Below are 15,523 nucleotides of genomic sequence, written 5' to 3' on the forward strand. Positions count from 1 at the left end.
TTACAATGAGAGATGTAGCAATTATAGGAGTTTCACAAACAAAATTTGGAGAATTATGGGATTCATCATTTAGATCCCTTGTTGCAGATGCTGGTATTGAAGCTATTGTAGACTCTAATATTGGTGGAGATGATATTGATGCAATGTATGTTGGTAATATGTCATCTGGTTTATTTGTAAACCAAGAACATATTGCATCACTTATATCTGACCATATGGGTTTAAATCCAATTCCATGTACAAGAGTTGAGGCAGCATGTGCATCCGGAAGTCTAGCATTAAGACAGGGTATTTTAGCTGTGGCTTCAGGATATCATGATGTGGTTGTATCTGCTGGTGTTGAAAAAATGACTGATGTTGTTGATGCTACACCTGCTATTGCAACAGCTTCTGATGTGGAATGGGAAGCTCAGCAAGGTGCAACTTTCCCTTCATTATATGCAATGATTGCAAAAAGACATATGTATGAATATGGTACTACAAGAGAACAACTTGCAGAATTTGCAGTAGTTGCTCATCACAATGCATCTAACAATCCTAGGGCACAGTTCCCATTTGAGATTACCGTGGATAAGGCATTAAACTCAACAATGGTTGCGGATCCTTTAACTTTATTCGATTGTTCACCTGTTTCTGACGGTGCTGCTGCTGTTGTTTTATGTCCGGCTGAGGATGCTAAGAAATATACTGATACTCCAATTTATGTAAAAGCTTCACAACAGGCTTCAGGTACTATTGCACTTCATGATAGAAGGGATATGACTACTATTGATTCTACTGTTTATGCTTCAAGAAAAGCATATAAACAAGCTGGAGTAACTGTAAAGGATATAGATCTTGCAGAGGTACATGATTGTTTCACAATCAATGGTTTACTTGCTGTTGAGGATTTAGGATTCTGTAAGAAAGGTGAAGGTGGAAAAGTTATTGCAGATGGTCAAACAAGAATTGATGGTGATCATCCAATTAACCCATCAGGTGGTTTAAAAGCTAGAGGTCACCCATTAGGTGCAACTGGTCTTGCTCAGGCAGCTGAGGTTGTATGGCAATTAAGAGGAGAAGCTGGAAAACGTCAAGTAGAAGGTGCAGAACTCGGACTCACTCATAATGTAGGTGGTACCGGAGGTACCTGTGCTGTACATATTTTAGGTGTTGACCCTAACTAAACACTTCCCTTTTTTATTTTCTTTTTTTTTGATTATTTTTAGATTATTAAAACACTTTTTCTGGTTTTCAATTGTTTATTCTAGATTACTTTTTCCTCCTATTTTTTGACTTTTTGATTTCTAACTATACAATTGGCCTATTCTTACTTTCAATTTCTTTTTAATTTCCATTTCTATATTGGATTATTTTTATTTTTTCCTATTTTCATTTATTTAATCCTTATCTTTCTTATTTTAGGTAATCTATTACTTTTATATTATTTGGATGGTTTTAATATTGTTTATAAAATTTATTTTTTTTTTTTAATTTTTAAAAAGCTTTATATAATATGATGTTAAAATTCATCTATAAAACTGATTATTCAGTCATTTTTTATTAATATTAAAAAGGTGATATTATGGTAAACAATTTAGTTGCATATTTCTCATGTACTGGTACCAGTAAAAATGCCGCTATTAAATTGGCAAATGTTGTTGATGGAGATTTATTTGAAATCCTTCCAGAAACACCTTACTCCTCAGATGATTTGGATTATAGGAATCCTGAAAGTCGTAATGTTAAAGAGAGGGATGGTAAGGAAATTCCGAAGGTATCTACAAAGGTAAATGACATGGATCAATACGATACGGTTTATTTGGTATTTCCAATATGGTGGTATGTGGCACCTAAGATAATCAATAGTTTCCTTGAAGAATATGATTTGTCCGGTAAAAGGATTGTTGTATCCTATACCTCAGGTGGAAGTAGCCTTGGAAACACTATTCCGGAACTTGAACCATCTGCACCAGGTGCAGAATTTATTCCGGGAGTAAGATTCAGCTCCTCTGATTCTGAGGAGGATATTAAGTCAAAATTAAACCTCTAAGATATAGGGGCACTGTTAAAAAATAGAATTAAAACTTTCTATTTTAACTTATTTTTCCAACTTTTATTTTTTTTTATTGTTTGTTTAATTTTTATATAGGTATTTTTATTTTTTAATAAAATTTTATACACAGTTTAATATATTGTATAAAAAACTCCTATCTTTTCCCATTTAAAATAAACACATTTATATATGATGATTTTTAATATTATCATTCTATGAATACATAAAATTTGTGAGGTATTCAAAATGGAAATTCAAAGAGCTGAATATAATGACATAGAAGAAATTTTGGATTTACAATATAAGGCATTTATAACTCAGGCTAGAAAGACTAGGGATTATTCCATAGAGCCTCTTCATCAAACAGTATCAAATGTACAAGAGGAGTTTGATAATGGTTTGATTTTAAAAGCTACTGATGATGAGGGCAAAATAATAGGTTCTGTTAGAAGTGTAACTGAGGACAATACAGTTCATATTAGTAAGTTGTTTGTTGATCCTAAATTGAAAAACTGTGGATTGGGTAGTACTTTACTTAATACTATTGAAGCAGAATCTAATGCAGAAAGAGCAGAGTTGTTTACAAATTCCTTATGCACCAAAAATATAAGTTTCTATAAGAAGAATGGTTACACTCCATATAAATTTGAATATATGCCTGAATTGGCTTTAAAGTTCGATTTCATATTTCTTGAAAAATATCTAACTTAATTATTATTTTTATTATTTTTTTATCTTTATTTTAAATTGGCTAGAAATGGAATATTTATTTTTAAAGTTGGCTTAAATTAAATTTTAATTTTAAAAAATTTTTTAGTCAGTTTTTTCTCATTTTTCAATTTTTTTTAAAATCTATAATTTTTATATATTATTAATTTATAATATTATCATATTAAGATTTATTTATAAAAGGTTGATTATTTTGAAAGATAAAGAGAAAAGGATACTTTTATCTGCAATAGAACTATTTTCTAAAAATGGTTATGGTAATACTACTACAGCAAGTATTGCAGAAAAGGCTAATGTAGGTTCAGGTACTTTATTTATTTATTTTCCAACAAAATTAGACCTCTTCCATCAGGCCCTTTTATATGCCAATAAAGACTTTATTGATTATGTTAAGGATTTAAATGAGAAAAAAGATTTTAAAAGGGGAATGATTGAAGTATGGGATAGGATGGTTGACTATGCATTGATGAAACCATATGAATATAGTTTCATTGTTCAATCTAAAGAATCCGCATTGGTCAATGAAGACTTTGAGGAAGAATTATTTAATCAAGGTAAATTCTTCTCAAAGGTTTATAATAAATTCCAATCAAAGGGTGAAGTTAAAGAACCTTTCGAATTATTTAGTATTTTCATGTTTCATGATGTTACAGCAACTGTAAACTTTATTAATGATAATCCTGACATGGATGTAGATAAGATTAAAAGGATCGGTTTTGATTTCCTATGGAAGGGAGTTAGTCTTAAGGATGATTAATTTCGTGTAATTATTCCTAAAACTTTTTCCAGCTTTAATTTTTCTATTGTTTTCAGCTATTTTTTACTAGGTCTAATAATAATATTTATATATATTATATTTTAATATTAGATTACTGAGTATTTAGTCAGTATTATAAAATATATGATTTTAATAAGGTATGTGATTTTATGAAACTTTTTGGTATGGGCTTAATGAGGTTGCCTCTTTCAGATGAGAATGATTTAACTAGCATAGATCAATAACAGGTTAATCAGATGGTGGACGAATATATTGAAAAGGGATATAATTATTTTGATACCGCTTATCCTTATCATGAGGGACTGAGTGAAGTGGCATTAAGAAAAGCAGTTATTGAGAGATATCCCCGTGAAGATGTAATTATTGCAGATAAATTGCCTATGTTTTCTATTGAGAAGAGGGAACAATTAGAACCAATCTTCAATGAACAGTTGGAAAGATGTGGTGTCGATTATTTTGATTATTATATGTTACACAATGTTTCTACATGGACAAGGAAAGCTGTAGAAAATACTGATGCTTTTCAATTTATAGTGGATAAAAAGAGGGAAGGTAAAATTAAGCATATTGGAATTTCATTACACGACAAATCTAAATTCCTTAAAAAGATATTAGATGAACATCCTGAGATTGAATTTGTACAATTGCAAGTTAATTATCTTGATTGGGATAGTGATTCAATAGAGGCAAGGAAATGTTGTAATTTGGTAAAAGAGTATGGTAAGGAACTTATTATAATGGAACCTATTAAAGGTGGAATGTTGGTAAATATTCCTAGTTCTGTAGACTCCTTATTTAAAAGATATAATCCTGATATCAGTCCAGTTGAATGGGCATTTAAGTTCTGTTCTGGTTTGGATCCTATGGTTATTTTGTCCGGTGTAAGTAGTATTGAACAAATGAGGGATAACCTTAATATCTTTGAGAATATTAAGCCTTTAACATTAGATGAGTCTTATATGATAGGTGAGGCATCTATTTTAATTAATAATGATGTGGTTATTCCATGTACTGATTGTAATTATTGTATTCCCGCATGTGAACATAATATTCCAATACCAAAATATATTAGATTATACAATGATTCAAAAAGGGAAGGCGTCGATGCAGCTAACGCTCCAATATATTATACAACTCTTTCAATGGGTGAAGAGTTTGGCTCTGCTGCAGACTGTGATGCCTGTGGTGAATGTACTAAATTATGTCCACAGAACATTAAAATCGCTAAATGGCTTGAAAAGATCAATGAAGAGTTTGGATCAGGTGTATCCCTTTAAATGAAATTATTTTTATAGTTTCATTATTTTTTTATTTTTTTCTGGTTTAGATTTTATTTTGATTATTTTTTTGTTCTTGTAATTTTTTTTAATTTAGAAATTTAAAAATAGGAATTATTTTTTTTTTTATTTGAATTATTGGGTCTATTATAAATAATTTAAAAAAAAGTTTAAAAAATAATTATAAGAATTATTTTTTTTTTATTTGAATTATTGGATTTATTATAAATGATTTAAAAAAAAGTTTAAAAAATAATTATAAGAATTATTTTTTTTTATTTGAATTATTGGATTTATTATAAATGATTTAAAAAAAGTTTAAAAAATAATTATAAGAATTATTTTTTTTAACGTTAATCTAGTTTTGATAGTTTACATTCTGTTTGTTAATTAAAGGATATGAAATTAAACTCTCAGAATCCAAATCCTCTTTATGCATATCGACTGCATTAATCTGGCTGTTTTCATAGGTTCTATAATAATAGATTCCCTTATCTGTATTTACACATGAGGAATAAATAGTGATTTCATATTTATCCGGTTCTTCAATAAATGCAAGGCCTCTTTGTTGTTCAACTGATCCAAGAATGTGGAAGAACTGACTAACACTTTCAAGTTCATCTTCACTGGATAGTGAATTCATTTTGGTGAAACTTGCTTTTACAAAACGGGACATTGAGGATAAATCCCCAGGTAAACCTAAACCTCCCATTCCCCGACTATATGCCATTAAATCTAAATCATCACTAAATGTGTTATCTGGTGTTTTACTGGATAAGTATCTATAATTATTTAAATTGAATAACTGTTTATCAAATGGGGGATTGTTTGTTAAAACACCTACTGGGTTGTCATAAACCTTAAGGCCCTCTTCAACTGTCTCAACGGTTATGGATTCATTTCTATCTGAAATGATCCAATGAAGTGATGAGTTTGGAAGCTCGTCTGAAAACTGAATATTAACAATATTGAGATTTTCTAAGAGTTTTCTTGCTTCTTTAACATCTTTGCACTGTGATAAAATCCAAGGAATAAATTCAAAAGATGCAACATTGGTTTTATTTTCATCTATCTCTTTATAGTCTGCAAAATCTGTGAAATTTAAACCAGCTACACTTAATCCCTTTTCATTTGTAGCATCATAATATAATGGATAGGTTTCAATACCTGCTGTAATTCCAATAAACGCATAATGATTGTTTATTGTATCTTCAACCCTAAATTCTAATGGATAATTTCTTGGAGTTATGGTTATCTTCTCATTGTATGATAGTTCATAGTCAAAATTACGTCCAAAATAATGATCTTTTGATAAATAGTTTGCTGCAGTACACATTGTCTTTCCTCACTAATTGATTATAACTTTAATATTGTATTTATTTTAATTCAGTAATTAATATTTTCCATATTCTTGTTTTTTTATTTATATTTCTTAAACTTTTATAATTTATTTTTAATATTTAAATTTGATTTAAATCTCATTTTTTCTTTAATATTGATAAAAAATAATGTTTTATGATAATATTTTTATATTTATATGTCTAGAGATCAAATCTTATATTTGATTTTTTATAAACTTTGTTTGATATATTATAAACCTTGTTTAATATTTGTGGAGTGTATAAATTATTTGTATATTAATCGGTTTTAATGAATTATTTAATGTTTATTTTTATTTATAAGTATACATTTTTATTTAATTGTCTGAATATTAAATTTATAAAAAACTTATATAGTATAAACAATAAAATTTTAATTTAGGTATTAAAAATATTATTTTTAAGGTTTTGTTACAAATTTTTTTTTAGTTAAATGGGGATGTTCATGAAATATGAATATAAAGATAAAGAAGATTTAATGAAATATATTAAGCCATTTTTCAATGTTCATTTAGCTGTTAATGACCAGGTTAATGAGATTATTTCTTTTTTGGGTATTACATGGAAAGATTGTAAAGTTCAGTATGAAGATAATTTTTATAACCTATTTGAAATAGATGGGGATATTATAGAAAAATCCGGTTGGGACGAATTTATAGACATTTTAATTAGTAGATTTATTGATTATAATGATTTTAATGTTTCTATACGTGAATTATTAAGAGATTTAAAGGACTCTAAGTTCCAATCTGCTTTTATGGATAATATTTTTTATGATACTGGTGACTTGATTCTTTGTTTACAAATATATTTTTCAAATATTATTATTGATGGTGAACCTTCATTACTAATAGTTGTTTTACATGATGAGGGAGTTATTAAAGATAAATTGGAACTAATTGAAACTTCTAATCAGAAAGATTTATTACTTAAAGAAGTACATCATAGAGTTAAAAATAATTTACAAATCTTAAATAGTTTAATTAATTTGCAACAAAGATTTGGATACGATGATAGTGAAGTTATTGAATCTATGAAACTGTTTATTTCATCAATGTCAATTGTACATGAAAAACTTTACTCCGGTGATGTATTTGGCTGTGTAAATTTATCTAGTTTTTTTAAGCAGTTTAAATCTCTTTTTTTAGATTTATATTCTCCTTGGAAAATTGACTTTAAGTATGATATTGATGAGGATTTAAATCTGGATATACAATCAATCATGCCATTTTCATTAGTTTTAAATGAATTAATTATAAACACAATTAAATATGCATTTCCTGATGATTTTGAAGGCAAAAAAGAAATTTATTGTAGCTTAAAAGGTGAAAATGATGTTCTTCTTTTCAGTTATAAAGATAATGGTATAGGTTTACAGGGAAAATCATCTAAAGACTCCTTGGGTAAGATTATTATAAATTCTTTAACTAGACAAGTTGATGGAGATCTTGAAATTATTGATTCTGATAAAGGGTTTGCCTGTGAAATCAGGTTCCCTTATGATGATATTTGATTTGTTGAGGGTGTTATAATAACAACAATATTAGTCATAGAAGATGAGGCAATAATCTCCTTGGATTTATGTTTCAAATTAAAAGATAAAGGTTTTACTGTTTATCATTCAGATGATTATTATGATGCGTTAAAAATCATTTCTGATAAGAAACCGGATTTAATTATCACTGATTTAAAACTTAAATCTGGATTTGTTGGAATTGATATTTATAATAAGTTTAAAGATGATGGTTATAAATTTATTATTATTTCTGGAACTAATCATGATAAGAAACTTGATGATTTCATTAAATCCGAAAATCTAATTTTTGTCAATAAACCTTTCGTTTTTGAAGATCTATTTGATAAGATTAATGAACTTTTAAATAAGTAATTTTTTACTTATTTTTTTTAATTACATTAAATTGATTTTTTAACTTTATTTTGATGATTTTATTAGTTTTTTTCTATTTTTTTATTTTATCTGTAAGTAATTACTCTATTTTTTAATTATTCTTAAAACAAATAAACTCTTTTTCTAGTTATTGTATTTTTCTTTCAGTTTCATTTAATTTAAAAAAGGTTTTTTTCTAGGGTTGTTAATTTAATTTTTATCAATTTTTTTTATAATTTTTGTAACTGTTTAATTATTTTTGTTTTTAAAATGAGTTTATATACTCTAATATGTAATTTATTAAAAAATTAAATAGATAAATATTTAAATAGAAATCTATATATTAATATTGTAAATTTATTTATTATATCTGATTTAAATGTTTTTTATGAAAATATTCTTTAAAATAAACGATTTTAATTCAAATTTTCTTTAAAGCTTAAATTAAATCATTTTTAAGAATATAGCTTTTCAAATACTTTTATTAATAATAAGATATATTTAAGCGGAATGTATTTTATTATTAATTTAGGTCATTGATTGATTAGATGTAATTTTTTTCAAATATATATTTAAACAATCATTTAAAAAATTAATATATTTTTTAAGATTTGATTAATATTATTTGTTTTTCAAAGTTTGATTTTTTTAATTTTTCATTTTCATCTTCTTTAAAAATAATCTTTCATATTCTGATAGGGTTAAATCTTAAAATTTATAAATAATATTTTTTTTTAAAATGTTGTTGGAAGGATATTTATGAAAAATACTATATTGATTGTAGAAGATGAGTCAATTACGGCACTGGATTTAAAATTTACATTGGAAGAGTTGGGTTATGATGTTGTAGGCATAGCTGATAATGGTAAAGATGCAATTAATCTTGCAGCGGAATTATCACCAGATTTAACTATTATGGATATTCATCTAAAAGGTGAGATGACTGGTATTGATGTTTCCAAAAGGCTTTCAGAACTTAATTTGCCTTGTATTTTTCTAACTGCATACTCTGATGATAATACTTTTAATGAAGTCTTGGAAAGCTCTTCCTATGGCTTTATTACAAAACCCTTTAATAAACGTACGATTGGTCTAAATGTTGACTTTGCAATTAAACGTTCTAAAGTTGATGCTGAAAAACTTAATATGGCTCAGGGTTTTGTAAAAGGTAAATAAATTTTTTTTAGTTTTTTTTATTTTTTGAAGGATTCAAGAAAAATATTTTTTTTTTTAAAATTGATATCTCTTTTTTTTAAGCAAATTGTATTTCAAATGAAGTGATTGTTTCAATCCTAAAATTTTTAAAACCTTATTTTTGTAAAATATAAAACTTTAATTACTTTATTAAATATACTTATATAAATGTATTTTTTAAATAAATCTAATAATATAAATGAAATTTCCTGTTTTATTATTGGAATAATTTAATTTAATTTAATATTATTTGTTATTTTTAATAGGGTTCACTACAATTTAAATTTTTACATATGGAATTCTACTTGAAATACAAAATTATCTATTATAAGGTCCTTTTTATGAATATTTGTTAGTTTTTAGCCAACCACTGATAAAAATTAGATTTTTTCTATAATTGCTTTATTAATGTTAAGTATTTTAAAGATTTAATAGTATTTTTTTCAATTGATTTAATATGGTTTTTCATTTTTAATGGATCTATTTATTTAAATAAAAAACTAAAAGGAGGTGTAATATTGGATAAAGATAGGGATATTGTTGTTGCAGACAGGGATATGAACAATAAAGGTATTGATGTCGATGATGATGTTAGTAAGGGTACTAACAGTATAAATGATGATGATCTTGTTAGTGCAGATGGGGATGTTGATAATGGTGCTAGTGGTATAAATGATAATGATACAGTTAATATGGATGGTACTGATGATGATGTTATTTATCAAATAGCTAATAATGAAATCTCATCATTAAATAATGCAAATAAGACAGATGATTTGGCTATAACTGTCTATAATGGTAATAATGGTTTAGTTACTGAAAAACAGCATGAAAGGATTCCAACTGTATATGTTGTTTCTAAAAGTAATATAGCTATTGATAATATTAAAAAAACGGTAAATTCTGAACATTATATCTTCTTAGGCGTTTCTGATAATAGTGAGGAGGCCCTTTACTTTATTGAAGAAAACACTCCGGATATCGTATTTTTGAGTTTAGATATCTATGGTAAATTAAATGGTGAAGAGTTAGGTAAACTTATCAATAAATTGGATATACCCATAATCTATATCTTTAATTTAGATGATGATCTAGGTTACAGTATTTTTATAGAAACGAATTATGGTTTTGTCTTTGAAGATTATTCTCCTGAAGAGATTAAATTTGTTATTAAAGTTGCCCTTAAAAAACATGAATCTAATGTTAAATCTGTAATTAATGTTAAATCTAAGATGACCGAGAAGAATGTGGAATTGGGGATTGAAAAACTATATTCCACTTTGCTTCTAGTGCTTTCTGTAATCCTTATTGCAGATGGTATTATATCCCGTAATGTAACATTCCTTCAATGGATTATATTTATCCCTTCTGTGATGATGATATTTTTAGCAATTGTGAGTCTATTTAAAATGACTGAGCCAACTCCATATGAGATACCTCCTTTTGTTTCCGTTATTATTCCGGCACATAACGAACAATACACTATCGAATCAACTGTTAGAAGCATTGGAGGCATGGATTATAATTATAAAGGTAAATCTAACTTTGAGATTATTGTTGTAAATGACGGTTCTGAGGATAAAACCGGTGAAATCTTATCTGATCTTAAGAAGGAAATCCCTAATTTGAGAATAATTACTCGTAGACCACCTAAAGCAGGTAAAGGTAAAGGGTTTGTACTTAACGATGCCCTTTCATTGGCTAATGGATCTGTTGTAGGGGTATTTGATGCAGATACCCAGGTACATCCCGATTTTTTAGAGAAATTGATGCCATATCTAAACGATCCTAAGATACAGGGTGTTCAGTCACGTGTAAGGATGTATAATAGAGATACGAATTTCCTAACTAATATGCAGGATGTGGAATTTGCAGGTTTTGGAAATATACTTAGGGCTAAGGACAATCTTAAGTTTAACGGGTTTCTTGGTGGAAATGGTCAGTTTGTTAAAAAAGATGCTATTATTAAATCTGGAAAATGGGACGGATTTGCTGTTACTGAGGATTTAAATTTAAGTGTTAAGATATTGATTAATGGTGGTGAGATTAGATATTGTCCGGAAGTTGCTGTTTATCAGGAGGCTGTCGATAATTGGGGTGACTTCATGAGACAAAGGGTTCGCTGGGCTATGGGTAATTTTGAAACATTGTTTGTGTATTTTTCAAGAATTCTTACCTGTAAATTACCTCTCTTTAAAAAAATAGGTATCATTTCACATATCAGTAATTATGCATTTAATTTATTCATTTTCGTTGGTTTTATTATATTTATCGTAAATATAATTGCATGGTTTATACTACATATTCCGACTGTAATACGTATGGAGGCACCTTTGATAATCGGTTTTATCTCAGCTATCGGATTTTTCCCGGGAATAACCATTGCACTTTTACGTGATGATAAGAAATTTAAAAGATTTATTATAGACTTGGTTGAATATTGGCTTTATTGTTTCCACCTGATTCCATTGTTCTTTAAAACAATGTGGGTTATGATTACAAGGGTTGAGAGAAGATGGACTAAAACCTCTCATAAAGGTATGGAAGATGAGGAAGAAGATAATTAATATTTTTAGAGGTGAATAAATGAGAAAAAAAGACATGTTGATCAGTTTTATTATAGTTATAATGTTTCTTTATGTGATTGCTAATTTAAGCACGGTTAATAGTATTTTATCCTGGGGTACTGAGAATAGAATTACTTTTGGTGATAGTACCGTAAACGTTCCACAGGCATGGAATACCACAAAACAGGTAAATTGGACAGATAAGGCTAAAACCAATAATTCCATTACTAACCGTTATGTTGTATGGGATTTGTGGGATGATTGGCCAGAAGGCTGTATAACGTCCGTGTCCGAGAAGAAATTAGCTCATTTGGAACATGGTAATTATAAGGTTTTAAATACCAGTACCGTTGATTTAGGTGGAAATAATGTATCCCGTCAGTATTTTATGAATCCCTCAAGGGGACCTAAAACGAATAATAGTAATATCGGTGTAACCTATATTTTCACAATGGAGGATAGGAATTACTCCGTACAAATCCATTATTTTACAAAACATGATTATAATAATTCTTCCTATAGAAAGGAATTAGATGATCGTATGGAGGATTTTATATCAAATATTCACAATAAACATTATGACGGTTTCTTCTCAGGTTTAAACAAGATTATACATTTTGTTGCAGGTAGATTAAACATTAAATTAGATTTTTAATTTTTTATTTTTAAAAGCTATTTTAAAGTTGGCATATGTAATTCAATTAAAAATGATTGGTTTTAAACATAAACCTTTTAAAGTTTCATTTCTATTTTTTTTAAAATTTTAACTTTTTTTTAATTTTATTATTTTACTGTACATATTTTATCTATTTTTTTTAAATTTTTAAAATCTATTTTTATGGTGTTTATATTGTTTTTAGATATTTATCTTTATTTGTTTATTTTTAATATTTCTTAAAATCCATTAAATTTATTTTTAAGTAAATATAAATAATTAATAGTAAATATTATTTTAATCTATAATTTAAGATAGAATAATAGGTTTAATTAAATATTTTTTTATTGTTTCAGGCGATTTTATACATTTTTATAGAATTGTGTTATAACTTTAAATTTATTTAATTTTAAATTTAATCAATCAACTTATTAATTTAATATTTACTTAAATTATTTAGAATTTCAATTCTAATAATTTTTAGATATTTTAAAGATAAGAGCAAATTTTAAAAGCTTCATTTATTTTTAAAATGATTATAAATTTTTTTATAAGGGGTGTAATTATTTTAAATAATAAAACATTTACTTTATTGTTTTTATTTACTCTTCTTGTAATTTCTGTAGGGGCGGTTTCTGCTGCAGATAATAATACTAATTTAAATAATGTATCAGATTCACAATATGCTACATCTACTGTTAGTAATAATACAAATCTTAATCTAGAAGATCCCCAAGGTAATCAATCCAATGTTTATTATGTAGGGGGAAATACTACAACTGATGGTGATGGAAGTGTTGATAATCCTTATAATAATTTAAATTTAGCACTAAACTCTAGTAAGAGTGGCGATACAATTATTATAAATGACGGGATTTTTTCTGGTGAAAATAATACAAATTTAGTTATTAGTAAATCTTTAACTCTTAAAGCTGCTGAAGGTGCTACTCCTATATTCAATGGTCAATCCAAAAATAGGATATTTGTAATTAAATCACCAAATGTAACCTTGGACGGTTTAACCTTTATAAATGGAAATGTTCCTAATAGTTATGGTGGAGCATTATTGATTCGAAATAGTAATACAAATATTAGAAATTGTACTTTTAGAAATTGTTATGCTAATGCCGGAGGTGCAGTATTCATTTATCCAGGTGTAAGCAATACTGTCTTTAAAGACACCTCAATTGAAAGGTGTCAGGCTACATATGGTGGTGGAGCATATTTATATGCTAGTTCAGTAAACAATACTGTCTTTGATAATACCACATTTAGAAATTGTTATGCTGGTTTAGCAGCTGCAATTTATAATACAGGAAGCAACACTAGGATTATCAATTCTACATTTAATAAGTCTAGAGCTACTGATGGTGGATCAATCTTTAATGATAAAAAATCATCAAATCTATTGATTAATGGTTCTAGTTTTAATAATAATGTAGCTGATGATCAAGGTGGCGCTATATATGGTGGTGGTAGTACCAATCCTATAACTATTATAAATTCCAATTTCACAAATAACGTTGCATATGACAATAGTGTTATGGGTGGTGGCGCATTATTATTAAACGGTATTGGAAACAAGATTATCAATTCCACCTTCTCAAATAATATGGCATATGAGAAAGGTGGTGCAATATTATTTACTAGATCTAATAATTCAGTAATTAATTGTACATTTAATAATAACTCTGCTGTAAGAGGTGGAGCTATTGCATACCGTGCATATGTTGATGAGGCTATAGAAAATAACACTATAATTGGTTCTGTTTTCACCAATAATGGAAAGGATGTAATTAATAACACTAACTCTTCATTTACTAAAGGTGGAGCTGTATATGCTTTTGCAAATAACACCCAAATCATAAACAGCAGTTTCGATAACAATTCTGCTATTATGGGTGGTGCGGTACTATTCAGTCCTAACAGTACCAATAACAATATTGAGTCATCAAATTTCACTAATAATAAAGCTGTTTATTATAACGGTGGTGCCGTTGTTAGTGGAGGTACAAATGACAGTATAAGCGATTCTAAATTTATAAACAATACTGCTCAAAATTATGGTGGAGCAATAAGTATGAATAATATGACTGTTGTTAATTCCACTTTTGAAAACAATAATGCTAAAATTGGTTCAACAATTTATTCAATTAACTCTACAATTGTTAACTCCAGTTTTAGTAATGATGATATTTCAGAAGACGATAAAGCAATTGTCGCTTTAAACAAGGTTGATATTATTAATTCTAATAGCTCTTCTTTAAAGATATTGTCCTATAATAACGATAGAATTGTTAATGGTAATTATAGTGAAAACCAATCAACTTTTGATAACGGTTATCTTGGTTACTGTGCAGAACAATACTCTGACTCTCTTGTAGACGGTGTTGTTTTTGATAACTATACAATATTTAACAGGTTAAATGGAGAAGACATCTCAGATCTACTTAAAATATTAATTTATGAATATTACAATGGTACACCATTACAAAATGAGTTAAACATTTTAACTGATGGCGATTATTTAAACAGTAATAATACCATGATTCAGGATGTAGTTTCTAAATATAATTCAGGTTTAAGAATTAACAGCTCTAACAATGTTAAAGTTTTAGACAACGGAACATTTAGGATTTATGATTTCAAATTCCTTATAACACCTCAAGGAACCCAAAATTCATTTTTATTCCGTTTATCTGAAGGTGCTAATGAAACAGTTGTCAAGGAAACACTTACACCTATTGTATTTAATGGAAATGATGCTAAATTCAATATTACTGTTATGAATAATGGAAATTGTAATTTAACTGGAATCTTTGTTCGTGATAATGATTTCAGTAATGGTTTAATCTATAAATCATTTGAATCCACTTATAATTGGGTATATAATCCTGAGAATAATACCTGGATATTAAATGATACCCTTGAACCAAACCAAACTGCAGATTTAATTATTATATTCACTACAAACCAATCAGGTATATTAGTAAATAATGTTAGTTCTGGAGTTGGAAATTA

At 27.4% G+C, this 15,523-nt stretch carries 12 protein-coding genes; 11 read left to right on the forward strand and 1 reads right to left on the reverse strand.

All coding sequences use genetic code 11. The features are described 5' to 3' along the window. Positions 1 to 5: 5 nt before the first annotated feature. The 5 genes from ON24_RS08525 to ON24_RS08545 all read left to right on the forward strand — a co-directional run bounded on the left by ON24_RS08525 (position 6) and on the right by ON24_RS08545 (position 4,819). Positions 6 to 1,166, forward strand: a complete 1,161-nt coding sequence (locus tag ON24_RS08525) for a thiolase domain-containing protein (RefSeq protein WP_040682638.1) — start codon at positions 6 to 8, stop codon at positions 1,164 to 1,166. 398 nt (positions 1,167 to 1,564) lie between these two features. Further along, positions 1,565 to 2,032, forward strand: a complete 468-nt coding sequence (locus tag ON24_RS08530) for a flavodoxin (RefSeq protein WP_040682639.1) — start codon at positions 1,565 to 1,567, stop codon at positions 2,030 to 2,032. A 249-nt stretch (positions 2,033 to 2,281) separates the two neighbouring features. Beyond that, the gene (locus tag ON24_RS08535) at positions 2,282 to 2,746 is read left to right on the forward strand and encodes a GNAT family N-acetyltransferase (protein WP_040682640.1); all 465 of its coding nucleotides are present in this window, start codon (positions 2,282 to 2,284) and stop codon (positions 2,744 to 2,746) included. Between the two features lie 211 nt (positions 2,747 to 2,957). Then, positions 2,958 to 3,521, forward strand: a complete 564-nt coding sequence (locus tag ON24_RS08540) for a TetR/AcrR family transcriptional regulator (protein ID WP_040682641.1) — start codon at positions 2,958 to 2,960, stop codon at positions 3,519 to 3,521. A 257-nt stretch (positions 3,522 to 3,778) separates the two neighbouring features. Further along, on the forward strand, positions 3,779 to 4,819 hold the full coding sequence (locus ON24_RS08545) for an aldo/keto reductase (protein WP_236254935.1): 1,041 nt from the start codon (positions 3,779 to 3,781) through the stop codon (positions 4,817 to 4,819). Between the two features lie 358 nt (positions 4,820 to 5,177). Here the strand turns inward: ON24_RS08545 and bsh are convergent, their stop codons facing one another. Then, a complete protein-coding gene (gene bsh, locus ON24_RS08550; RefSeq protein ID WP_040682642.1) occupies positions 5,178 to 6,155 on the reverse strand; it encodes a choloylglycine hydrolase in 978 nt (325 codons plus the stop codon). A gap of 488 nt (positions 6,156 to 6,643) precedes the next feature. On the opposite strand from bsh, the gene ON24_RS08555 reads away from it, so the two are divergent. The 6 genes from ON24_RS08555 to ON24_RS08580 all read left to right on the forward strand — a co-directional run. Beyond that, positions 6,644 to 7,711 carry a sensor histidine kinase gene (locus tag ON24_RS08555; protein ID WP_040682643.1) on the forward strand — a complete coding sequence of 356 codons (1,068 nt, stop codon included), beginning with the start codon at positions 6,644 to 6,646 and terminating at the stop codon, positions 7,709 to 7,711. A gap of 36 nt (positions 7,712 to 7,747) precedes the next feature. Next, positions 7,748 to 8,086 (forward strand): response regulator, encoded by a 339-nt coding sequence (locus tag ON24_RS08560; protein ID WP_268869987.1) that lies wholly within the window; start codon positions 7,748 to 7,750, stop codon positions 8,084 to 8,086. A gap of 759 nt (positions 8,087 to 8,845) precedes the next feature. Further along, on the forward strand, positions 8,846 to 9,262 hold the full coding sequence (locus ON24_RS08565; protein ID WP_040682645.1) for a response regulator: 417 nt from the start codon (positions 8,846 to 8,848) through the stop codon (positions 9,260 to 9,262). Between the two features lie 536 nt (positions 9,263 to 9,798). Beyond that, a complete protein-coding gene (locus ON24_RS09475) occupies positions 9,799 to 11,847 on the forward strand; it encodes a glycosyltransferase (RefSeq protein WP_236254936.1) in 2,049 nt (682 codons plus the stop codon). 19 nt (positions 11,848 to 11,866) lie between these two features. Then, positions 11,867 to 12,502 (forward strand): hypothetical protein, encoded by a 636-nt coding sequence (locus ON24_RS08575; RefSeq protein ID WP_040682646.1) that lies wholly within the window; start codon positions 11,867 to 11,869, stop codon positions 12,500 to 12,502. A gap of 592 nt (positions 12,503 to 13,094) precedes the next feature. Next, positions 13,095 to 15,523 (forward strand): right-handed parallel beta-helix repeat-containing protein (locus ON24_RS08580; protein ID WP_160162425.1); only part of this gene is annotated, 2,429 nt, incomplete at its 3' end.

Origin of the sequence: Methanobrevibacter boviskoreani JH1 (assembly GCF_000320505.1) — an archaeon.
Taxonomy (GTDB): domain Archaea; phylum Methanobacteriota; class Methanobacteria; order Methanobacteriales; family Methanobacteriaceae; genus Methanarmilla; species Methanarmilla boviskoreani.

Coding starts and splice junctions, on each gene's coding strand:
- ON24_RS08525 (WP_040682638.1), top strand. CDS start 6: ATGAGAGATGTAGCAATTATAGGAGTTTCACAAACAAAATTTGGAGAA.
- ON24_RS08530 (WP_040682639.1), top strand. CDS start 1,565: ATGGTAAACAATTTAGTTGCATATTTCTCATGTACTGGTACCAGTAAA.
- ON24_RS08535 (WP_040682640.1), top strand. CDS start 2,282: ATGGAAATTCAAAGAGCTGAATATAATGACATAGAAGAAATTTTGGAT.
- ON24_RS08545 (WP_236254935.1), top strand. CDS start 3,779: ATGGTGGACGAATATATTGAAAAGGGATATAATTATTTTGATACCGCT.
- bsh (WP_040682642.1), bottom strand. CDS start 6,155: ATGTGTACTGCAGCAAACTATTTATCAAAAGATCATTATTTTGGACGT.
- ON24_RS08555 (WP_040682643.1), top strand. CDS start 6,644: ATGAAATATGAATATAAAGATAAAGAAGATTTAATGAAATATATTAAG.
- ON24_RS08565 (WP_040682645.1), top strand. CDS start 8,846: ATGAAAAATACTATATTGATTGTAGAAGATGAGTCAATTACGGCACTG.
- ON24_RS08575 (WP_040682646.1), top strand. CDS start 11,867: ATGAGAAAAAAAGACATGTTGATCAGTTTTATTATAGTTATAATGTTT.